The following is a 22,264-nucleotide window of genomic DNA, read 5'->3' as shown; positions in this document are numbered from 1 at the left end:
CAGGGATACTACGCTACCCCTCGGCCCCCGTCGGGGAGCCCGGCAGTGAGCCCCGGCATGCGAGGAGACCCCGGATGAACACGTCAGTCGTCCGCGGAGGGGCTCGCGGGGAGGCCGAGCCGCCCGCGGTCCCCGTCGAACTCGTCGACCTGACGCCCTCGACGCAGGACCTCGCCGCGCGCCGGCGCGCCGAGGGGCGGCCCGCCCCCTTCGCCGTGCTCGCCGCGCAGCAGTCCGCCGCACGCGGCCGGCTCGGGCGCCGCTTCTCCTCTCCCGCCGGGGGCGCCCTCGCGCTCACCGTCGTCCACGAGTCCGCGCTCGCCCCCGGGGACCGCTCCTGGTTCCCGCTCGCCCTCGGCGTCGCCGCCCTGGACGCCCTGCACGCGCTGCCCGGGGCCGCCGCGGGTCTCGAGGCGGCCGGGCTCGGCCTGAAGTGGCCCAACGACCTGCACACGGCCGCGGGCGGGAAGCTCGGCGGGATCCTCGTCGAGGGCCGCGGCGCCGGGACCGTGCTGCTGGGCATCGGCCTGAACCTGCGCGGCCCGATCCACGGCGAGGACGCCACGGAGGTGCCCGGTGCGGCGTGGCTCCATGGGCCCGGAGGGCTGCTGGACGACGAGGGCGGCGAGGGGCTGACCGCGGCGGAGGTGCCCGCGCTGCGGGACGCGCTCGCCGCCGGCATCGCCTCCCGTCTTGTCCGGGAGCTCGAGGCGCTCGAGGCGAGCGGCGGCGACGCCTCGGCCACCGGACTCGACGAGCGCTTTGTTATGACCTGTGTCACACTCGGGCGGGACGTGCGCGTCGAGCCTCTCGGGCACGACGGTCCCCGCGGGTCGGCGCCCCTCACCGGGAGGGCCGTCGGCATCGACGATCGCGGACGGCTCCTGGTCGACCCCGGCCCGGAGCAGGGCGGGGTCGTGGCGGTGGACGTCGGCGACGTCCGGCATCTCAGGGCCGTCCGAGGAAGCGGGGGCACCATGGCAGGTCCGGTTCGGAACGGTCACGACGGCGAGGAGGCAGGGACGCGGTGAGCAGCGACATCCACGGGACGGAGAGCGCGCCCGGGACCCCGGACGCCACGACGGCGCACGGGCGCACGACGCCCGAGGAGGCGGCGGGACAGGCCGCGCCGAGCGCGACGGACACCAGCCCGGACCTCGAGCAGACCTCGATCGACGGCGAGGAGGTGCTCGGGCTGAACCGACGCTTCGCACAGGTGCGCCGCAGCGTCGGCGCCCTCGAGAAGGTCCTCCTCCAGGGTCCCCGCAAGTACTCCCGGCGCGACCTCGCCGAGGAGCAGGGGATCCCCGAGCGCCTCACCTCCGTGTACTGGCGCTCCCTGGGCTTCAGCCCCGTGGACGAGGACACCGTCGTCTACACCGAGGAGGACGCCCACGCGATCGGCGACCTCGCCGCGATCGTCGAGGACGACGCGCTGTCCGAGCGCGCCTTCTCCTCCATCACCCGTGGCCTCGGCTTCCACATGGGACGCCTGGCCATGTGGATCACGGAGGCGATGGTCGACGAGGCGAAGGTGGTCGACGGCCTCGGGGACGCCGACGCCCGCCTCCAGATGCTCGACCGCATGCCCGAGCTGCTCGAGACCCTCGAGTCCCAGGTCGTCTTCACCTTCCGGCGCCAGCTCGCCGCCTACGCCGCCCGGGCGGGATCCGAGGTGCTCCACCGGGGCACCGACGAGCTGTTCCCGCTCCAGCGCGCCGTGGGCTTCGCCGACCTCGTCCAGTTCACCCGGCTCTCCCGCGACCTCTCCGGGGCCGAGCTGGCCGACGTCGTCGCCCGCTTCGAGGCCGTGGGCCGCGACGTCATCTCCGTGGGCGGCGGCCGCGTCGTCAAGACCGTCGGCGACGAGATCATGTTCCTCGCCGACACTCCCGAGGACGGCGCCCAGATCGCCGTCTCCCTCGCCGAGACCATCACCGCGGACCCGGACCTCCCCCCGCTCCGGGTCGGCCTCGCCTGGGGATCGATGTTCTCCCGCTACGGCGACGTCTTCGGCCCCACCGTGAACCTCGCCGCCCGCATGGAGTCCGTCGCGAGGCCCGGGACGGTCCTGATCGACCCGGACACGGCGGACGCCGTCGAGAAGGCCATCCCCGGCGGCTTCGAGGTCGCCGAGGGCGAGGACGTAGACCTCCACGGCATCGGCACGGTGCACCTGGCGGAGCTCCGGCGGGGCCGCTCGGCGGCCCTGGACCTGGGGCTGTGAGCGCGGGACGTACTATGGCTGACGTGACACGACTGCTTCTCGTCGAGGACGACTCGGCCATCGCTGAACCGCTGTCCCGCGCCCTGGACCGCGAGGGCTACACCGTCACCCGGGCCTCCCGGGGGATGGACGCGCTCGCGATCGCCGCGGGGGAGGACCCGATCGACGTGGTCATCCTGGACCTCGGGCTGCCCGACCTGGACGGCCTCGAGGTCGCCCGGCGCCTGCGCAAGGGCGGTCTGGAGTCACCGATCCTCATCCTCACCGCCCGCGCCGACGAGGTCGACGCCGTGGTGGGGCTGGACGCCGGCGCGGACGACTACGTCACCAAGCCCTTCCGGCTCGGCGAGCTCCAGGCGCGCATCCGTGCGCTGCTGCGGCGCGCCCAGGCCGTCGAGGAGACGGGCGACAGCTTCGACGTCAACGGCGTGAGCCTCGACGTCTCCGCCCGCCGCGCCTACGCCGACGGCGAGGAGCTCAGCCTCTCCGCCAAGGAGTACGACCTGCTCACCGTGCTCGTGCGCGAGTCCGGCAGCGTCGTCACCCGCGACGACCTCATGCGCGAGGTGTGGGGCGCCGAATGGTGGGGCTCCACGAAGACGCTCGACATGCACATCTCCTGGCTGCGCCGGAAGCTCGGCGACGACGCCTCCGATCCACGACGCATCACCACGGTGCGCGGGGTGGGCTTCCGGTTCGAGACCGGCGACGGGAGCTGACCTTTGCGGCAGCGCGTGCTGCAGGCGACCATGATCACGGTGCTCCTGGTCGTCCTCATCCTCGGCATCCCGCTCGGCTACTCGTGGCTGACGTTGTCCCAGCAGAGCCTCACCACCCAGGCGACCAGCATCCTCGACGAGGTCCGCGTCGACACCGACTCCCGGCTCGCGAGCAAGCGCGATCTCGACCAGGCGCTGCTCCAGCGGCACGTCGACGCCCAGACCGACCTCCACGTCGCGATCGAGGTCACCCACGACGGCCAGGTGATCTCCGTCGGCGAGGACCCCGGCGACTCGCCGCTGCAGGTCTCGACCAACGGGGCGAACGGCCAGTCGATCCGTGTGCTCATCCCGCAGTCCGACGTGCGCGCCCACACCGCGAGCGCGATCGTGCTGCTCGTGGTCGCGGGCCTCGCAGCGCTCTCGATCGGCGTCTCGGTCGCGCTGTGGCAGGCGCAGCGGATCTCCATGCCGCTCTCACGGCTCGCCCGCCGTGCCGAGGAGATGGGCAGCGGGCGCGCCCGCGGCCCCTGGACCGACGCCGGCATCGTCGAGGTCGACGAGGTCGCCGAGGAGCTCATCCGCTCCGGCGCCCAGCTCACCGAGCGGCTCGAGGCGGAGTCCCGCCTCGCCTCCGACGCCTCCCACCAGCTGCGCACCCCGCTCACGGCGCTGTCCATGCGGCTGGACGAGATCCTCGCGACGAGCTCCGAGGAGTGGGTGCGCGAGGAGGCCCGCATCTCCCTCGAGCAGATCGACCGCCTCACCGAGGTGGTCCACGACCTCATCAACGCCCCCCGCTCCTCCCAGCGGCGCACGCCCGGCGTGGTCGAGCTGCGCACCGTGCTCACCCAGCAGAGCGAGGAGTGGGCGCCCGCGTACCGCCGCGCCGGCCGGGAGCTGCGCATCCAGGTGCCGCGCAGCGCCGCCGTCTGGGGATCGACGGGCCCCCTCACCCAGGTCGTCGCGACGCTCATCGAGAACGCGCTCATGCACGGCGGCGGCCGCACGAGCGTCAAGGTGCGCCGCAACGACCACTCGACCGTCATCGAGGTCATGGATGAGGGCGGCGGCATCGACCCCGCGCTCGGGCACCGCATCTTCGAGCGCTCCGTCTCCGGGCGCAGCTCCAAGGGCACCGGCGTGGGCCTCGCCCTCGCGCGGACCCTCGTGGAGGACGACGGCGGCCGGCTCGAGCTGCTGACGGAGAGCCCCGCGACCTTCGGCGTCTTCCTCATCTCCGCGCCCGGCGAGGAGGAGCCGGCGGGGACCGAGCGCACCGACGACCTCTCCTCGCTGCCGCAGGGCTCCGTGGTGCGCCGGCGCCACCGCTCCCGCGGCTGAGGGTCGAGCTCGGACGCCGGCAGGGGCGGACGGCCGCGGAGGGTGCCCACGGCCCCGCCTACACTGATCCGGTGCCTGACGACCCCACCTCCCTGACCCCCGCCCGCAGCGCCCGACGCATCGGCGTCGTCGGCGCCGGGCAGCTGGCCCGCATGATGCTGGGCCCCGCGATCGAGCTCGGCCTGGACCTCACCGTCCTCGCGACCGACCCCGCCGAGAGCGCCGCCGCGGTCGCCGGGGACGTGACCCTGGGCGCCCACGACGACGAGCGCGCCGTGCGCGAGCTCGCCGGCCCCGTCGAGGTGATCACCTTCGACCACGAGCACGTGCCCCCGGAGATCCTCGAGGGGATCGGCCGCGACGGCCTCGCCGCCGTCCGGCCCGGCCCGGACGCCCTCCTGCACGCCCAGGACAAGCTGCACATGCGCGAGCGGCTCTCCGCGCTCGGCCACCCCTGCCCCCGCTGGTGGCGCCTGCCCGACGCGGCCGCGCTCGAGGCGGCGCTCGCCGAGGCGGGCGGCCGGATCGTCGTGAAGACCCCGCGCGGCGGCTACGACGGCCACGGCGTGCGGATCGTCGAGCGCGCCGAGGACGTCGCGGACTGGTTCGCCCAGGGCGGCGACCTCCTCGGCGAGGAGCTCGTGCCCTTCACCCGCGAGCTCTCCGCCCAGGTGGCGCGCCGGCCCAGGGGAGAGGCCGTCGCCTACCCGGTCGTCGCCTCCCGCCAGAAGGACGGGGTGTGCTACGAGGTGATCGCCCCCGCGCCGGACCTCGACCCCGAGGCCGAGCGCCGGATCCGCGAGCTGGCCCTCGCGATCGCCGAGGACCTCGACGTGGTCGGCATGCTCGCCGTCGAGCTCTTCGAGACGGCCGACGGCGCCGTGAGCGTCAACGAGCTCGCCATGCGCCCCCACAACACGGGCCACTGGTCCATGGACGGCGCGGTCACCGGTCAGTTCGAGCAGCACCTGCGCGCCGTCGCGGACCTCCCGCTCGGCGCGACCACCCCGCTCGCCCCGTGCGCGGTCATGGTGAACCTGCTCGGCGGCGCCGCCGAGGACCTCCGCCCCGGCCTCGAGGCCGCGCTCGCCGCGGATCCCGAGCTCACGGTGCACCTGTACGGCAAGTCCGTGCGGCCCGGCCGGAAGATCGGCCACGTGACCCTGCTCGGCGAGGAGCCGGGCGCCCTGCTCGAGCGCGCCCACCGCGCCGAGCGCCTGATCGTCGACGGCCCGGGGGACGGCGACGCCGTCCCCGCCCCGTGACCCGCCACCGCGACCCGACCCGTCCCCGTCCTACCCCCGTCATCGCAGGAGAGACCGCATGAGCACCCTCGCGCCGCTGGTCGGCATCGTCATGGGATCCGATTCCGACTACCCCGTCATGAAGGCCGCCGAGGAGGCGCTCGCCGAGTTCGGGATCCCCGTCGAGGTCGACGTCGTCTCCGCGCACCGCATGCCCGAGGACATGGTCGACTACGGCCGCGGCGCCGCGGGTCGCGGCCTGCGCGCGATCATCGCGGGCGCCGGCGGGGCCGCGCACCTGCCCGGCATGCTCGCCGCCCTCACCCCGCTGCCCGTGATCGGCGTGCCGGTGCCGCTCAAGCACCTCGACGGCATGGACTCCCTGCTCTCGATCGTGCAGATGCCCGCCGGCGTCCCGGTCGCGACCGTCTCGATCGGTGGGGCCCGCAACGCCGGGCTGCTCGCCGCGCGGATCCTCGCCGCCGGCGGGGACGAGCGCGCCGCGGAGCTCCGCGCGCGCATGGAGGCCTTCCAGGCGGAGCTGCGACAGGTCGCGCTGCGCAAGGGCGAGGCGCTGCGCTCCTCCCGCTGATCCCCCCAGCCCCCGCGGGCCCGCGTGAAGGGCCTGTGGAGGGCCGGGGCGAGATGTGCAACAGCTGCCGGGCCCGCGCCGTGGCTCCTGGGAAGCGGCTGGTCCGCGCGGTATCGTCGAGGCCATGACGAACACCCCCGCGTACCGGGTGGCCCCGGGCGCCGACATCGCCGAGGACGCCGTGATCGGCGCGGGCAGCGCGATCTGGCACCTCGCCCAGATCCGTGAGGGCGCCGTCCTCGGCGCCGACTGCATCGTGGGACGCGGCGCCTACATCGGCTCCGGCGTCGAGATGGGCGCCGGCTGCAAGGTCCAGAACCACGCCCTCGTCTACGAGCCCGCCCGGCTCGCCGAGGGCGTCTTCGTGGGTCCCGCCGTCGTCTTCACGAACGACCACTTCCCCCGCGCCGTGAACCCGGACCTCAGCCCGAAGTCCGCGAGCGACTGGGAGCCCGTGGGCGTGACCTGCGAGCAGGGCGCCTCGATCGGCGCCCGTGCCGTGTGCGTCGCCCCCGTGACGATCGGCGCCTGGTCGATGGTCGCCGCGGGCGCCACCGTCGTGAAGGACGTCCCGCCGCACGCGCTCGTCGCCGGGGTGCCCGCCCGCCGCCTGGCCTGGGTGGGCCGCGCCGGGGAGAAGCTCGTCCCCGCCTCAGACGGCACCGACGCGTGGGTGTGCCCGGTGACCGGCGAGTGGTACATCCCTGACGAGTCCACGGGCGGCCTCCAGCTCGCCTCGACCCCCGTGGTCGACGCCCCCCGCCCCGCCCCGCTCGAGGCCGACGACGCCGACGACTCCACCGACGCCACGGCCGCCGTGGGCGCCGACAGCAGCTCCAGCACAGACAGCACCGATGAACAGGACGGATCCGCACGATGACGACCGATCTCCCGATGATCCCCGCGGCCAAGCCGCTGATCGGCCAGGAGGAGCGGGACGCGGTGGATCGCGTGCTCGCCTCCGGCATGGTCGCCCAGGGCCCCGAGGTCGCGGCCTTCGAGGAGGAGTTCAGCGCGGCCCTCGTCGCCGGCCGCGAGTGCGTCGCCGTGAACTCCGGCACCTCGGGCCAGCACCTCGGCATGCTCGCGCTGGGCCTCGGCCCGGGCGATGAGGTCATCGTGCCCTCCTTCACCTTCGCCGCCACGGCGAACTCCGTCGCCGTCTCCGGGGCGACCCCGGTCTTCGTCGACGTGGACCCCGAGACCTTCACGCTCGACCCCGCCGCCGTCGAGGCCGCGATCACCGAGCGCACCGTCGGCATCCAGCCCGTGCACCTGTACGGCCACCCCGCGCCGATGGACGAGCTCCTCCGGATCGCGGACGCCCACGGCCTGTGGATCTTCGAGGACGCCGCCCAGGCGCACGGCGCCGCCTGGCAGGGCGCGCCCGTCGGCAGCTTCGGCCGCGGCGCGATGTTCTCGCTGTACCCCACGAAGAACATGACCTCCGGCGAGGGCGGCATGGTCGCGACCGACGGCCCGGAGCTCGCCCGCCAGGTGCGGCTGCTGCGCAACCAGGGCATGGAGAAGCAGTACGCGAACGAGGTCGCCGGCTTCAACAACCGCATGACCGACATCCACGCAGCGATCGGCCGCGTCCAGCTGGGGAAGCTCCCCGCCTGGACCGCCCGCCGCCAGGAGCTCGCCGCCCACTTCGACGCGCACCTCGAGGGCGTCGTGACGCCCGTGGTCCGCGAGGGCGCCGTGCACGTCTACCACCAGTACACCGTCCGCATCGAGGGCGCGAGCGCCGCCGAGCGCGACGCCTTCGCGACCGCCCTGCGCGAGGAGCACGCCGTGGGCTGCGGGGTCTACTACCCGACCCCCGTGCACCGCCTGGACACCTTCCGCGTGGACCTCGACCTCCCCGTCACCGAGATGCTCGCGCGGGAGGTGCTCTCGATCCCCGTGCACCCGAGCGTGAGCGACGAGGACCGCGACCGCATCGTCGCGGCCGTCAACGCCGTCGCGAAGGCGGGGGCGTGAGCATGACGGACCCGACGCGCCCGTCGCTCCGGGCCGGTCTGATCGGCCTCGGCATGATGGGGCGCCACCACGCCCGCAACCTCCGCGCCCTCGAGGGCGTGGACCTCGTCGCCGTGGCCGACGCCTACGGCGACCCGCACGGCGCCGCCCCCGGCTACGAGGTGCTGCCGGACGTCGATGCGCTCATCGACGCCGGGATCGACTACGCGGTCGTCGCGGTCCCCACCCAGTTCCACAAGGACGTCGCCCTGCGCCTCGCCGAGGCCGGCGTGCACACCCTCGTCGAGAAGCCCCTCGCCTTCGACATCTCCGAGGCGGAGGAGATCACCGCCGCCTACGAGGAGGCCGGGCTCGTGGGCGCCGTGGGCTACATCGAGCGCTACAATCCCGCCCTGCAGGAGATGCGTCGGCGCATCGCCGAGGGCCAGCTGGGGGAGATCTACCAGATCACCACCCGCCGCCAGGGCGGCTTCCCCGCCCGCATCGCCGACGTCGGCGTCGTCAAGGACCTCGCCACCCACGACCTCGACCTCACCGCCTGGGTCGCCCAGTCCTCGTACGCGCAGGTCGCCGCGACCTCGACCCGCCGCTCGGGCCGCGAGGACGAGGACATGGTCTCGATCGCCGGGCGCCTCGCCTCCGGCACGATCACCAACCACCTCGTGAACTGGCTGTCCCCCTTCAAGGAGCGCGTGACCGTCGTGACCGGCGAGAACGGCGCGCTCATCGGGGACACCGTCAACGCGGACCTCACCTTCATCGCGAACGCCGAGGCGGACACGAACCACTGGGACCACATGGCGTCCTTCCGCGGGGTCAGTGAGGGCGACGCGATCCGCTACGCGCTCCAGCGCACCGAGCCGCTCGCGACCGAGCACGAGGCCTTCCGCGACGCCGTCCTCGGCCAGGGCTCGAACATCGTCACCATGCGCGAGGGCCTGCACACCGTGCGCACCGTCGAGGCGGTGCTCGAGTCGGCGCGCGAGGGGACCGTCGTCGTCCCCGATCCGGGCCCGGAGGCATGAGCAGGCAGGCCGTCGTCCGCGCCGTGCGCACCCACGCCCTGCGCTGGGCGGCGCGCGGCGGGCGCGCGCTCCCCGGCGCGCCCGGGGACCGCGCCCGCTACATGGACACCGTCGACCGGATGGACCGCGGTGAGCTCCCCGTCGACGGCGCCGAGGTGCAGGAGGCCCTGCTCGCCCGTTCCGACGCCCTCGTCGCCGCCGGGAAGCCTGAGGAGGCCCTCGGCTGGTTCGACAAGGCGCTGCGCATGGCCTATCACCCCGCACTGCACTACGACGCGACCCCGTCGCCGCTCGCCACGGACCCCTCCGCCTTCCTCGCCCCGTTCCGGGCGGCGCGACTGGGTCCGCTGCTGCTCGACCTGCCAGCGCACGACCCGGGACCCAGGCGCCCCGCCCCCCGCACCGCGGAGGACGGCGCGCCCGTGCGGCTGCTCGTCGTCGCCCAGCGCAACTGGACCTTCGTCGACCCGGTCATCGAGTCGCTCGGCGCGCGCGGCGTGGAGATCCGCCGCTTCGAGGTGGACTCCCTGCCCGTCGCCGAGCGACCCTCCCGGGAGCGGGTGCTCCGGGCCCGGCTCGACCTGGCCCTGCACGGTCGGCGCCTGCCCACCCCGGCGCCGCTCGCCGAGCAGATCGAATGGGCCGACGTCGTCCTCGTCGAATGGGGCCACCACGTCCTGACCTGGATGTCGCTGCTCGAGCTGATGCCCCGCCGCACCGTCGCCCGCTTCCACCGCTTCGAGGTCTACACGCCGTTCCCGCTGCTGACGGTGTACCCGGTGATCGACCGGGTGCTCTTCGTCTCCGGGCACGTGCGCATCCTGCTCGACCACCTCACCCCGCACCTCTCCCGGGCCGGATCCGTGCTCGAGGTGGAGAACTTCCTCGCCCACGGGCTCGGGCCCGAGCCGGGCGCCGGCCACGACCCGCACCTGCTCGCGCAGGTGGGCTGGGTGCGCCCGGTCAAGGACGTGCTCTTCACGCTCGACCTGCTCGAGCGCCTGCGGGAGACGGATCCGCGGTTCCGCCTGCTCCTCGTGGGGCCGGGCCTGCCGGACTCCTCCGCCGACGACTCCGCCCACGAGCGGAAGGTCCGCGCCCGCCTTGCGGCGCTCCCCGCCGGATCCGTGCAGATCCTCGGCCCGCGCGACGACGTCCCCGACGTGCTCGCCGGCGCCGGATGGATCGTCTCCTCCTCCCTCGTGGAGGGGGTGCACGAAGCCGTCATGGAGGGCCTCGCCGCCGGCTGCCTGCCCCTCGTGCGCGACTGGCCCGGCGCCCGCGCGTACGGCGGCGCCCGCACGATCTACCGCGAGGACTGGGTCGTGGCGGACGTCGACGCCGCCGCGGAGCGCGTGCGCAGCGTGCTCGAGGGCGGCGACCTCGCCGCGCTGTCCCAGGACGCCCGGCGCTGGGTCGTGGCCCGCCGCTCCCCGGAGTACGTGGTGCAGCGGTACGAGGACGCGATCGTCCCCGGCCGCCGTCCATGAGCACCGACTGGATCCTGCCGACCCTGCTGGCCGCGGCGCTGCTGAGCGCGCCCGGGCTGCTCCTGCTGCGCGCGGGCGGGGCGCGGATCGCCGTAAGCCTCGGCGCCGCGCCGCCCGTGACCGTGCTGCTGACGGTCCTTGCCGGGGCCGCCCTGAAGCTCGTGGGCCTCCCGTGGTCCCCGGTGACGGCGACCGGCTCCCTCGTGCTCGCCGTGCTCGTGGTGCTGCTCGTGCGCGCCCTCCTGCGCCGCCGCCGTGCGAGCACCGCGGCGGACGGGGCGGGGGAGCGGGAGCGGCGCCCGCTCCGGGCGCGGGTGCTCGACGGCCTCCCGGTGCTCGTCGCGGCCGTCACGGGCCTCGCGACCGCGGCCGGTGCGCGCGCCGGCATGGGCACGATCGACACGCTCAACGGCAGCTACGACTCCTTCTTCCACCTCGCCGCGATCGAGTTCGTGCGCGAGGACGGCGACGCCTTCCTGCTCACCGCGCTGCAGGGGATCTACCACGAGCCCACCTTCTATCCGGCCGCCTGGGACGTGCTCACGGCCCTCCTGCCCTTCGGGCCGGTGACCTCGGCGAACGCGATGGCGCTCGCGATGCTCGCCCTGCTCCCCGCCGCGCTCGCCGCGATGACCGGGTTGCTCCTGGGACCGGCGACCCCGCCGCTCGAGCGGCGCGTGCTCACCGCCGCCTCCGCCCTGTGCGCGCCCCTGTTCCTCTCGCTCCCGGTGATCACCCTCGTCATGGGGCTGTGGCCCTTCGTGCTCGGCTCGCTGTGCCTGCCCGTCGCGCTCGGCGCGCTGTGGCGGATCGCGGCGGTCCTGCCCGCGCCGGGTCGGCTGCGGGCGGAGCTCCCGCAGGCCGCGGGGACGCTGCTGCTCGGGACGGTGCTGCTCGCCGGCGCCGTCCTCGCCCACCCCTCGAACGTGTTCTCGCTCGGGGCGGCGGTCCTCGCCGCGCTGCTCGCGCGCGCCGTGGTCGACGTGCTCGGCACCGCCCACCGCCGGCGCGGGGTGCGACTGCTCGTGGCCCTCGCGGCGCTCGCCGTTCTCTACGCGGCGGGATCCGGGGTGCTGCTCGCCTCGATGGACCTCACCACGACCTCCCCCTGGGGCTGGCCCGCGCTGCTCGTCTCCGTGCTCATCGACCGTCCCCGGCTCACGGTGCTCCCGGTGCAGCCGTGGCCCGTGCTCGTGCCCTGGCTGCTCGCGGCCCTCGGCCTGCTCGCCGGCCTCCGCTCCCGGCGCACGGAACCCGCCGCCGTGGCCCTCGCGGCGAGCGCGACCGCGCTGCTCGGCGTCGTGCTCGCCCTCAGCATCCTCACCAACGTCCCCTCGCCGCTCGCCCGTGCCTGGGTGAACCCCTGGTACGGGGCCCGCGAGCGGATCGCCCCACTGCTGCTGTGCGGCGTCACCCTGCTCGCGATGCTCGGGCTGCGCGCCCTGCTGCGCCGCGACCGCGGCGGGGAGGGCCGGCGCTGGCGCACCCCGGTCGCGGCGGCCCTGCTGGGCGCGACGGCCGTCGGCGCCGTCGCCGTCCCGGACCGGCTGCCCTTCGTCGGCTCCCTCGCCTACACGGCGTACGGCGTACAGCTCGCGCCCTACGTCACCCCGCGCGAGCGGGCCTTCATCGAGCGCTCCGCCGCGGAGCTGCCCGGGGGCGCCGTCGTCATCGGCAACCCGCGCGACGGCGAGGCGCTCTACTGGTCGCTCGGGGGAGTGGAGACGGTGTTCCCCACCCTCGCCGAGCCGCAGACCCTCGACTCCCGCCGCGCGGCCCGCTACCTCGACGAGGCGGCGACCAATCCCGACGTCTGCGAGTCCTGGAAGAAGGTGGGTGCGGACCACCTCTACGTCGACACCTCCGCCGAGTCCGGCGAGGCGATCGCCCCGGGCCCCTCCGAGCTGTGGGAGGGACTGCAGGAGATCCCGCAGGACCGCCTCGTGCTCGTGGACCGCGACGGTCCCTATGCCCTCTACCGCATCGAGCCGCTGTGCTGAGCCCCGCCGGCTCGCCCCGCGATAGCGTGCAGCCACCGAGCGCGGGGACGCCCTGTCCCCGCCGAGAGGAAGCCCACCCGTGAAACAGACCGTCCAGACCGTGATGCGCACGATGTCCGTGCTGCCCCGCGACGCCAAGAAGTTCCTGTGGACCTTCGCGGTCGTCATGAGCCTGCTCGCGCTGCTGGACGTCATCGCCCTCGGCGCCGTCGCGATCGCCCTGCCCGGGCTCACGGGCGGCGCCCCCGAGGTGACCGTCCCCGTCGTCGGCTGGAAGCTCGTGGGCTTCGGCCAGGTGACGAGCCTCGTCGGCGTGTTCGTGGTGCTCACGATCGTCAAGTCGGTGCTGAACCTCATCACGATCCGCGTCGCGACCCGGCGCTTCGCGAAGCACGAGGTCGCGATCGGCCAGATGCTCTTCCGCTCGTACATGTCCGCCCCGTGGGTGGACCGCACCTCGCGCTCGAGCCAGGAGATCATCCGCATGGTCGACTCCGGAGTCGCCGCGGTCGTCGCGAACGTGCTCATGCCCTCGATGACCGTGATCAGCGAGTTCGCGACGATCTCCGTGATCACCGCGGGCCTGTTCATCGCGGACTGGAAGATGGCGCTCGCCACGATGATCTACCTGGGCATCGTCGCGATCGTGCTGTCGCGGGTCATCTCCCCGCTCGCCGTGCGCAACGGCGCCGTGAACCGCGACAACTCGATCCAGGTGGTGCAGCTGCTCGGCGAGGTGCTCTCCTCCCTCAAGGAGATCACCCTCAAGGGCAACGAGAAGGAGGTCGAGGCGATCGTCGCGGACCGCCGCGGCACCGCCTCGGAGACCCGCGCCTTCGCGCAGTACTACAACCAGATGCCGCGCTTCGTGCTCGAGGCGGGGCTCGTGGGCGGCTTCGTCGTGGTCGGCGGGGTCGGCTACCTCGGCTCGGGCCCCACGGGCGCGCTCGCCTCCGTCGCGCTCTTCGCGGTCGCGGGCTTCCGCCTGCTGCCCTCGCTCACCCGCTTCCAGTCCACCCAGAACCGGATCCTCACGAACGCCGCGTTCTCCGACTACATCATCGACGACATCGAGCACGCCCGGGAGGCGGTCTCCCGCACGGAGCGCCCGGACAGCGGCGTGCTCTCCGAGGGTCCGCGCGACATCGTCCTCGAGGACGTCAGCTACGTGTACCCCAGCCGCGAGGAGCCTGCGGTCAAGGGCGTGTCGCTGCGCATCCCCGCCGGCTCGCAGGTCGCCTTCGTGGGCACCTCGGGCGCCGGCAAGTCCACGATGGTGGACCTCCTGCTGGGCCTGCTCACCCCCACCTCCGGCCGGATCCTCGTGGGCGGGCAGGACGTGACCACGGTGCTGCGGCAGTGGCGCTCCTCGGTGGGCTACGTGCCCCAGGAGGTCGCCCTGTTCGACGTGTCCGTCGGCGAGAACATCGCCCTGACCTGGGACCCATCGGGGGTCGATGAGGACCGGGTGCGCTCGGCGCTCGAGCGGGCGCAGCTGCTGCAGGTGATCGAGGACCGGCCCGGCGGCATCCACGGCCGGGTGGGGGAGCGCGGCACGACCCTCTCGGGCGGGCAGCGCCAGCGCCTCGGCATCGCCCGCGGTCTCTACGCCGACCCGCAGGTGCTCGTCCTCGACGAGGCCACGAGCGCCCTGGACACGAAGACCGAGGCCGCGGTCACCTCCGCGATCCGCGACCTCGGCGAGGGCGTCACCACGATCACCATCGCGCACCGCCTCGCGACCATCCAGCACTGCGACGTCGTGTTCTACATGCAGGAGGGCGAGGTGCTCGCGCAGGGCACCTTCGAGGAGGTCGTCGACGCCGTCCCCGCCTTCGCGGAGCAGGCCGCGCTCGCCGGCCTCGCCCACGCCGCCGCCGACGGCGCCCCGTCCGAGTCCACCGAGGAGCCCGCATGAGCAGCCTGCTGATCCTGTCCTTCTCCACCCTCACCTCCGACCCGCGCGTGCAGCGGCAGATCTCCCTGCTCGCCGAGCAGCACGAGGTGACCACCGTGGGCTTCGGGGAGCGGCCGCACCCCGGCGTGGAGCACGTGGAGATCCCCGACGGCACCCGCGCCTGGCCCAGCTCCAAGCAGCACCTGCTCACCGGCCGCTACCGCGGCGCCTACTGGTCGATGAGCGCGGTCGCCGCGGCCCGAGAGCTGCTCGCGGACCGGGTGGGGACGATGGACGCGGTCCTCGCCAACGACACGAACACGCTGCCGCTCGCGCTGTGGCTCGCCCCGCGCCGCGGCGTGCACGCGGACCTCCACGAGTACGCCCCCCGGGAGAAGGAGCACCAGCTCGCCTGGCGGACCTTCGTCGCCCCCTACCAGCGGTGGCTCTGCCGCACCTGCCTGCCCGAGGTCGCCTCGGTCACGACGGTCTCCCCGGGGCTCGCGCGCGAGTACGCGGCCCGGTTCGGCGTCGAGGTCGAGGTCGTCACGAACGCCTCCGCCCACCGCGACCTGCCCGTGCGCCCCACCTCCGCGCCGATCCGGCTGCTGCACACGGGCGTGGCCCGCGCGAACCGGCACCTCGAGGCGATGATCGAGGCCGTGCGCGGGCTCGAGGGCGCCGTCACCCTCGATCTCATGCTCATGCCCAGCGAGCCCGGGTACATCGAGCAGCTCGGCGCGCTCGCGGCCGAGGTCCCCGGCGCGGCCTTCCGCGACCCGGTGCCCTACGCGCAGCTCGTGGACACCGTCGCCGAGTACGACGTGTCCCTCGTCGTCTTCCCGAACTCGACCTTCAACCTCGAGCACTCCCTGCCCAACAAGCTCTACGAGGCGGTGCAGGGGCGCACCGGCGTGATCGTCGGCCCCTCCCCGGACATGGCGGACCTGGTGCGCGAGCACTCCCTCGGGGCCGTGCTGCCCGCCGCGACCGCCGAGGCCATGCATGCGGAGCTCGCCGCGCTCACGCCGTCGACCGTGGATGCCTGGAAGCGCGCGGCCGACGCCTCCGCCGAGGTGCTCTCCGCCGAGCGGCAGGTGCTCACCTGGCAGCGCGCGATCGAGCGGATCCTGTCGGGACGATGAGGCTCTACCTGTCCTCGTACCAGCTCGGGGATCACCCCGAGGAGCTGGTGAGGATGGCGGGCGAGGGCGCCCGCGGCTGGGTCGTCGCCAATGCCCTCGACGGCGGCGACCCCGGGCGCCGCGCCCGCGACACCGCCCGTCAGATCGCGGCCCTCGCCCGGATCGGTCTGCGGGCGCGGGACCTCGACCTGCGCGAGCACGACCCCTCGACGATCGCCCGCGCCGTCGGGGAGCCGGACTTCGTCTGGCTCCGCGGCGGCAACGTGTTCACCCTGCGCGGGGCCCTCGCCCGCTCCGGGCTCGACGCGCTGCTCGTCGCGGGGATCCGTGAGGACGCCTTCGTCCACGCGGGGTTCAGCGCCGGGGCCTGCGTGCTCGCTCCCTCCCTCGCCGGGCTCGAGCACTGCGACGGCGTGGACGAGGCCCTCCGCCTGCACGGGGAGGTCCGATGGGACGGACTGGGCGTGCTCGATCTTCCCGTCGTCCCGCACCTGGACTCCCCGGGGCATCCGGAGACGGCGCTGCTCGGCGAGGTCGCCGCCCGCTACGCCCGTGGGGGCCAGGCCTTCTGGGCGCTCCGCGACGGCGAGGCGCTCGTGGTCGACGGCGACCGCACCGCCGTGGTGTGAGGCGCCGGGCCGTCGGGCGCCCCGCGCTCAGCCGCGGCGCAGGCGCGGCAGCTGCTGGACCGCGAGCGAGGCGGCCATGAAGCGCAGCGGCGCCTCCCGGTGGAGCGCCCGGGTCAGCTCACGGGGGAGGAGCGTCGCCGGGCGACCGTGACGCCGACGGTCCCGGGCCGCGGCCATGAGCTCCGCGGCGGGGACGGCCGGGTCCAGGCAGGCGTCGAGCAGGCGGCGGTCGGCGCGGGAGAGCGGGCGCTCGCAGCTGGGGGCGCGGTCCAGCACGTCCGCGGTGATCGCGGCGAGGGACTCCCGCTCCTCGGCGGTCCAGATCTCCTCGTCCTGCCGGTAGAACACGGCGCCGAACACGTGGATGCGCAGCAGCTTGGTGCCGATCGCGGCGCGGGCAGTGCGGGACAGCCGCGCCGCCCAGGGGGCCTGCAGGAGGTCGGGGAAGAAGCCCAGCTGCTCGGTCATCGGCCGCACGACGTAGGTGACGCGGTCCCCGGCGTCCTCGCCGATCACGTAGGGCGGGCCGTACCGGTCGTAGGCGGTGGGGACGGTGGCCATCAGCTCCGTCACCATGCCCACGTCGCCGCCGACGGTCGCGCCCTCCACGAGGGCGGCGCCGGTGCGCTCGAGCATGGCGCGGCTCATGAGGCCGAGCGGTGCGGAGCGGTAGGCGAGGCGGTCCCGGGCGAGGTCCACGAGGCCGCCGCGGTGCATGCGCACGGCCGGGGTGGGCACGCCGCGGCCCGCGCGGCCGAGCGCGAGGCGGGTGATGACGAACTCCGCGCCGGTGCGCTCCTGCACCGTGAGCCAGGAGGCGACGGCACCGGGGGCGAGCTCGTCGTCGGAGCCCATGATCGCGACGAACGGGGTGGTCGCCGCGCGGATCCCGGCGTTGAACGGGCCGGAGGCGGAGCGGAAGGCGTCGCGGTGCTCGATGATCCGCGTTGCCTGCCGGTGCTCGGGGCGCAGCGCCCCGCGGATCTCCTCCGCGGGCCGGTTGTGGGCGACGACGAGGACCTCGGCGTGCTCCCCGCTGCCCTCGAGGACGGATGCGACCGCCCGGCCGACGGGCCGCTCGGGCGTGTGGCACGCGATGACGATCGTGACGGGCCTCATCGGGCACCCCCGGCGAGCGTGGTGAGCAGCCCCGCGTAGGCGGCGCCCACGACAGGGGTGGAGAAGCGGTCGCCGATCGTCGCGGCGATCTCCTCGCTGCCGAGCTCGCGCGTGCGGGCGTCGACGTCGAGGATCGCCTCGGCGTAGGCCTCCGGGTCCTGCACGTCGACGAGCGCCCCGACCTCGGGGCGCGTGTACTCGCCCTGGCCGCCGGTCGCGCCGAGCACGACGGGCCGGCCGGCGACGAGCGCCTCCGCCGCGGAGACGAAGAAGTTGTCCGCCTTCGTGGGGCCGAAGAAGAGATCCGCCGCGCCGAGCGCCTCCCGCACCCCGGCGGGATCCGCGGTGCCGGCGAGGTCCAGGCGGTCCTCGACGCCGAGCTCCCGGGCGAGCGCCGCGGTCTGCTCGCGCAGGGGGCCCTCGCCGAGCCAGGTCAGGTGCGCGTCGACGCCGCGGCGCTCGAGCGCCGCGAGGGTGCGCACGGCGACGAGCGGGTCCTTGCGGTCGATGAGGCCGCCCGTGGAGACCAGGCGCAGGGCGCCGTCGGACCGGTCACGGCGGGGGACAAGCGACCCCGGGTCCACGATGCAGGGCACGACGTCCGTCGGCCGGGCGCCGCGCACGGCGCGCAGCGGCGCGGCGAGGTACTCGCACACGGCGGTCGCGCGGTCCGGGAGGGCCAGCAGGCGGGAGAGCACGGGCAGCGCCGCGCGGGCCGGCGCGGGGAGCGTCGCGGGCGTGGTCAGCGCGGACCAGTGCTCGGTGTGCAGCCACGGGACGCGCGGCCGGCGCAGCGCGAAGGGCAGCAGCGTGGAGAAGGCCATGGTGTGCACGGCCTCGGAGCCCTCGAGGGCGGGGCCCAGGGCGCGGGCGGCCCGCAGCACCGAGAGCGGGCTGCGGGGGTCCATGGGGATCCGCAGCACGTCGATGTCCGCGTGGACGAGGCGACGGGTGCCGTCGTCGTCCGCGGGCGGCACGAGGTGCACGAGCCGGATCGGCAGGTGCTCCGCGATCGAGAGCGCGTCGCGGACCACGAAGGCGCCGCGGGAGGGCTCGGTCGCGGTCGGGAACCAGGTGGTGACGAGGGTCGTGGTCACCGGGCCTCCTCGGGGAGTCGGGCATAGGCCTCGAGCAGGGGAGCGGCCTCCGCCTCCCAGGTCAGCTGCGGGGCGACGGCGCGGGCGCGCTCGCGGTAGGCGGCGGGGTCCTCGAGGATCCGCAGCAGCGCGGCGGCGAGGTCCGCGGGCTCCTCGCCGGAGAACACCTCGCCCACGCCGAGCTCCTCGACGACGGCGCGCATGTCCGGGAGGTCCGCGGCGGCGATCGGGAGCCCCGCGCGGATCGACTCGAAGAGCTTGTTGGGCAGCGCGTAGCGGTAGGAGAGGCAGACGGGCCGCACGTGGACCACGGCGACGTCGCCGTCGGCGAGGGCGGAGGAGACCTCCGCGGGGGCCACCGCGCCGACGAGGTGCACGCGGCCGGCGACGCCGAGCTCGGCGGCGCGGGCCCGCACCTGGTCGAGGTAGTCCTCCTCGCCGTAGCCGAGCAGCACGAGGTGGACGTCGGCGGGCAGGTGGGGGAGCGCGGCGAGGGTCTCCTCGATGCCGCGGGCGGTCGTGATCCGCCCGCCGTAGGCGATGACCCGGTCGCTCGCGGAGAGACCGGCCCGCTCGCGCAGCACCCCGGTGCCCCGATCGGGCAGGGGACCGGCGACGGGCACGTTGCGCACCACGAGCGGGAGGCGGTCCAGGTGGTAGGTGCGACGCAGCCACTCGGCGATCGAGGGGGAGACGGTGATCACGACGTCGGCCCGGGGGATCGCCACGTGCTCGATCGCGGCGTCCAGCAGCGGCGCGAGCAGGCGGCGCCCCTCGACGTTGCGGTGGCGCCACAGCTCGTGGGAGTCGTAGACCAGATGCACCCGGCGGCCCTCGCGGCGGCCGAGCGCCTGGATCGCGAGCGCGGGGACCAGGGCGTTGGTGTCGTTCGCGTGGACGATCTCGGGGGCGAAGGCGTGCGCGGCGCGCGCGGAGCGCCACCACCAGGTGCCCAGCTCGATGGTCCGGTATGCGCGGCGGCCCAGGTCCCCGGCGGCGCGGGTGCCGAGCCGGCGCGCCACGGCGAGGGGCGACGGGCGGCCCGCATGCGGCGGCGTCGGCGCGGAGGTCGCGCTCGCCGGGGCCGGATCGGCCGACGGGGCAGGCGAGCCCTCCGGGACCGTCGCGGCGGGACGCCGGGTGAGGCGGGTCAGCGCGGGCGCGATCCGCTCGAGCGCGAACTCGGGTACCCGGTGCAGGTCGAGGCCGGGGGCGAGCTCGGAGGTCCCGGCGGCGCGGCCCTTGAGCCGCCGCTCGACGGCGACGATCCTCACACGGGCGCCCTGCTCGCGCAGGGAGGCGGACTCCTTCAGCACCCGGGAGTCGTTCGTCGCGTCGTTGTGCACGAGGACCGCGACGCGCGGGGCGTTCCCTGACGAGGGCATGGTGCTCCTGGGACGAATATCGTGGGTCCGGCACACTGTAACGCGCGCCCCGCACCCGAGCCGTCCAGGAGGACCCGCCCGATGAAGATCCTGTCCGTGGTGGGAGCCCGGCCCCAGTTCGTGAAGCTCGCCGCCGTGGCGGACGCCGCCGCGGAGGCGGAGGGCGTCGAGCACGTCATCGTCCACACCGGCCAGCACTACGACGCCGCGATGAGCGACGTCTTCTTCGCGGACCTCCGGATCCCCGCCCCCGACGTCAACCTCGGCAGCGGCTCCGGCACGCACGGCCGCCAGACCGGCTCCATGCTCGCCGCGATGGACGAGGTGCTCGAGGAGCACCGCCCGGACTGGGTGCTCGTCTACGGCGACACCAACTCGACCCTCGCGGGCACGCTCTCCGCGGTGAAGATGCACCTCAGGGTCGCCCACCTCGAGGCGGGCCTGCGCTCCTTCAACCGGCGCATGCCCGAGGAGCACAACCGGGTCCTCACCGACCACGCCGCCGACCTCCTCCTCGCCCCCACCGAGGTCGCGCGCGAGCACCTCGCCGCGGAGGGTCTCGCGGAGCGCACGGTCGTCGTCGGCGACGTCATGACCGACGTCTGCCTGCGCGTCGCCGCCGCCGTCCGGGACCAGCCGCTGCGGCTCCCCGAGGGGATCGACCCCGCCGCGGACTTCGCCGTCGCGACGATCCACCGGGCCGACAACACCGACGACCCCGAGCGGCTGCGCGCGATCGTCCGCGGTCTGCAGTCCCTGGACATGCCGCTCGCGCTCCTCGCGCACCCGCGGCTCGTGGCGAAGGCCGAGGCGGCGGGCATCGACCTCGCCGGCGGCGCCGTCCGCGTGGGGGAGCCGCTCGCCTACCCGGACCTCGTGGCCGCCGTGCAGCGTGCCCGCGCCGTCGTCACCGACTCCGGCGGTCTGCAGAAGGAGGCGTACCTCCTGGGCACGCCCTGCACGACCGTCCGCACCGAGACCGAATGGGTCGAGACCCTCGAGAACGGCTGGAACCAGCTCGTCGCGGATCCCGCCGACCTCCCCGCGGCCGTCGGCCGCCCCCGCCCCACCGCGGACCGCCCGGACCACTACGGCGACGGGCAGGCCGCCCAGCGCGTCGTCGCGCTGCTGCAGGAGCGCGCCCGATGAGCCGCCGCCCCACCGACCCGCCGCGCGTCGTCGTCGCGACCCGCGTGTTCACGCCCGAGCCGGTCGCCGCCGCGTTCCGCCAGGAGGCGCTCGTGCGCGCCCTCGAGGAGGCCGGCTGCGAGGTGTCCGTGCTCACCACGCGCCCGCCGCGCGGCACCGTCGGCAAGGACCGCGTGCACGGCGTCTCCCGCTTCCCCGTCAAGCGCGACCACCAGCAGCAGGTGCGCGGCTACGTCTCCTACATGAGCTTCGACGTGCCCCTCACGCTGCGCCTGCTGCTGCGGCGTCGGCCGGACGTCATCGTCGCGGAGCCGCCGCCCACCACCGGCATCGTCGCGACCGTGCTCGGCGTGCTCCGGCGCGTGCCCACCGTGTTCTACGCGGCGGACATCTGGTCCGACGCCTCCGAGAGCGTCGACAGCGTGCCCCGCGCGGTCGTCGCCGGCGTGCGGTTCATGGAAACCACCACCTGGCGGCGCGCCGCGAAGGTCCTCACGATCTCGACGGGCGTCGACGACCGGGTCGCCGCGCTGATCGGCCGGCGCCCCTCGCTGACCATGGTCGGCAACGGCATCGACACGGACACCTTCACGGCCGACGGCCCCGCCCCGGAGGAGCCCGGCCCCTACTTCGTCTACGGCGGCACCGTCTCGGAGTGGCAGGGGGCGGACATCTTCGTCGAGGCCTTCGCCCGGCTCCGCGCCGAGCGCCCCGAGGCGCGGCTGCTGTTCTTCTCGGAGGGCAGCGGCAAGGAGGAGCTCGCCGCGATGGTCGAGCGGCAGGGGATCGAGGGCATCGAGTTCCGCGGCCGGCTCGCCCCCGCGGAGATGTCCCGCATGCTCCGCGGCGCCGTCGCCGGGCTCAGCTCGATCACCCCGGGGCTGGGCTACGAGTTCGCGCTGCCCACGAAGATCTACGCGGCCACCGCCTCCGGCACCCCCGTCGTCCACGCGGGCGAGGGCGCGGCCTCCGAACGGATCCGCGGCGGCGGGCTCGGCTGGGCGAGCGCGTACGACCCCGCGCAGGTCGCGCACGCGATGCGCGCCGCCCTCGACGGCGAGGACCGCCCCACGACGGAGCACCTGCGGGAGTGGACCCTCGAGCACGCCTCGCTGCAGGGGGCGGCCGCCCGGGCCGCCGCCGCGGTCATCGAGGCCGCGGGCCGCTGAGCGCCCCGCGCGGCGGGGCCGTGGCGGCGCCCGGCACGGGCGCCGGG

18 protein-coding genes and 1 pseudogene are annotated in these 22,264 nt (G+C 74.9%); 16 read left to right on the top strand and 3 right to left on the bottom strand.

Features of this window, described 5'->3' with window-relative positions:
- Positions 1-74 precede the first annotated feature (74 nt).
- The 14 genes and pseudogenes from ABD080_RS14950 (at position 75) to ABD080_RS14885 (ending at position 16,298) form a co-directional block, all read left to right on the top strand.
- Positions 75-1,031: a biotin--[acetyl-CoA-carboxylase] ligase gene (locus ABD080_RS14950; protein ID WP_343906027.1), complete on the top strand. Its 957-nt coding sequence runs from the start codon at positions 75-77 to the stop codon at positions 1,029-1,031.
- A complete protein-coding gene (locus ABD080_RS14945) occupies positions 1,028-2,227 on the top strand; it encodes an adenylate/guanylate cyclase domain-containing protein (RefSeq protein ID WP_137770339.1) in 1,200 nt (399 codons plus the stop codon). Before ABD080_RS14950 ends, ABD080_RS14945 begins: the two co-directional genes overlap by 4 nt.
- Positions 2,228-2,250: 23 nt before the next feature.
- On the top strand, positions 2,251-2,946 hold the full coding sequence (locus tag ABD080_RS14940; RefSeq protein WP_137770340.1) for a response regulator transcription factor: 696 nt from the start codon (positions 2,251-2,253) through the stop codon (positions 2,944-2,946).
- A gap of 15 nt (positions 2,947-2,961) precedes the next feature.
- Positions 2,962-4,290: an ATP-binding protein gene (locus tag ABD080_RS14935; RefSeq protein ID WP_240811062.1), complete on the top strand. Its 1,329-nt coding sequence runs from the start codon at positions 2,962-2,964 to the stop codon at positions 4,288-4,290.
- A gap of 152 nt (positions 4,291-4,442) precedes the next feature.
- A complete protein-coding gene (locus ABD080_RS14930; protein ID WP_377827334.1) occupies positions 4,443-5,555 on the top strand; it encodes a 5-(carboxyamino)imidazole ribonucleotide synthase in 1,113 nt (370 codons plus the stop codon).
- A gap of 58 nt (positions 5,556-5,613) precedes the next feature.
- Complete coding sequence (gene purE / locus ABD080_RS14925) at positions 5,614-6,126, top strand: 5-(carboxyamino)imidazole ribonucleotide mutase (RefSeq protein WP_137770343.1); 513 nt, start codon at positions 5,614-5,616, stop codon at positions 6,124-6,126.
- A gap of 124 nt (positions 6,127-6,250) precedes the next feature.
- Positions 6,251-6,844 (top strand): annotated as a pseudogene (locus ABD080_RS14920) (acyltransferase); the annotation flags it as partial.
- 158 nt (positions 6,845-7,002) lie between these two features.
- Complete coding sequence (locus ABD080_RS14915; protein ID WP_137770345.1) at positions 7,003-8,112, top strand: DegT/DnrJ/EryC1/StrS family aminotransferase; 1,110 nt, start codon at positions 7,003-7,005, stop codon at positions 8,110-8,112.
- A gap of 2 nt (positions 8,113-8,114) precedes the next feature.
- Positions 8,115-9,137 carry a Gfo/Idh/MocA family protein gene (locus tag ABD080_RS14910; protein WP_137771707.1) on the top strand — a complete coding sequence of 341 codons (1,023 nt, stop codon included), beginning with the start codon at positions 8,115-8,117 and terminating at the stop codon, positions 9,135-9,137.
- Complete coding sequence (locus ABD080_RS14905; protein WP_137770346.1) at positions 9,134-10,627, top strand: glycosyltransferase; 1,494 nt, start codon at positions 9,134-9,136, stop codon at positions 10,625-10,627. The genes ABD080_RS14910 and ABD080_RS14905 overlap by 4 nt, the downstream gene beginning before the upstream one ends.
- Complete coding sequence (locus ABD080_RS14900) at positions 10,624-12,627, top strand: DUF6541 family protein (protein WP_343906024.1); 2,004 nt, start codon at positions 10,624-10,626, stop codon at positions 12,625-12,627. Before ABD080_RS14905 ends, ABD080_RS14900 begins: the two co-directional genes overlap by 4 nt.
- Positions 12,628-12,706: 79 nt before the next feature.
- On the top strand, positions 12,707-14,545 hold the full coding sequence (locus ABD080_RS14895) for an ABC transporter ATP-binding protein (protein WP_137770348.1): 1,839 nt from the start codon (positions 12,707-12,709) through the stop codon (positions 14,543-14,545).
- Positions 14,542-15,669, top strand: a complete 1,128-nt coding sequence (locus ABD080_RS14890; RefSeq protein WP_137770349.1) for a glycosyltransferase family protein — start codon at positions 14,542-14,544, stop codon at positions 15,667-15,669. The genes ABD080_RS14895 and ABD080_RS14890 overlap by 4 nt, the downstream gene beginning before the upstream one ends.
- Complete coding sequence (locus tag ABD080_RS14885; protein ID WP_343906021.1) at positions 15,666-16,298, top strand: Type 1 glutamine amidotransferase-like domain-containing protein; 633 nt, start codon at positions 15,666-15,668, stop codon at positions 16,296-16,298. The genes ABD080_RS14890 and ABD080_RS14885 overlap by 4 nt, the downstream gene beginning before the upstream one ends.
- Positions 16,299-16,325: 27 nt before the next feature.
- Here ABD080_RS14885 and ABD080_RS14880 read toward each other — a convergent pair whose 3' ends face one another.
- The 3 genes from ABD080_RS14880 to ABD080_RS14870 are packed head-to-tail and all read right to left on the bottom strand — an operon-like array spanning position 16,326 to position 19,899.
- On the bottom strand, positions 16,326-17,417 hold the full coding sequence (locus ABD080_RS14880) for a glycosyltransferase (RefSeq protein WP_343906019.1): 1,092 nt from the start codon (positions 17,415-17,417) through the stop codon (positions 16,326-16,328).
- Entirely contained in the window at positions 17,414-18,514 is a 1,101-nt protein-coding gene (locus tag ABD080_RS14875; protein ID WP_343906017.1) for a glycosyltransferase, read from the bottom strand. Before ABD080_RS14875 ends, ABD080_RS14880 begins: the two co-directional genes overlap by 4 nt.
- Positions 18,511-19,899, bottom strand: coding sequence for a glycosyltransferase (locus tag ABD080_RS14870; RefSeq protein WP_137770353.1), 1,389 nt, complete (start codon positions 19,897-19,899; stop codon positions 18,511-18,513). Before ABD080_RS14870 ends, ABD080_RS14875 begins: the two co-directional genes overlap by 4 nt.
- A gap of 81 nt (positions 19,900-19,980) precedes the next feature.
- On the opposite strand from ABD080_RS14870, the gene wecB reads away from it, so the two are divergent.
- Positions 19,981-21,048 (top strand): non-hydrolyzing UDP-N-acetylglucosamine 2-epimerase, encoded by a 1,068-nt coding sequence (gene wecB / locus ABD080_RS14865; protein ID WP_137770354.1) that lies wholly within the window; start codon positions 19,981-19,983, stop codon positions 21,046-21,048.
- On the top strand, positions 21,045-22,217 hold the full coding sequence (locus tag ABD080_RS14860) for a glycosyltransferase family 4 protein (protein ID WP_137770355.1): 1,173 nt from the start codon (positions 21,045-21,047) through the stop codon (positions 22,215-22,217). The genes wecB and ABD080_RS14860 overlap by 4 nt, the downstream gene beginning before the upstream one ends.
- Positions 22,218-22,264: the final 47 nt, after the last annotated feature.

Source organism: Brachybacterium rhamnosum (genome assembly GCF_039526185.1).
Lineage (GTDB): Bacteria > Actinomycetota > Actinomycetes > Actinomycetales > Dermabacteraceae > Brachybacterium > Brachybacterium rhamnosum.
This window is presented reverse-complemented; position numbering and strand designations above follow the sequence as displayed.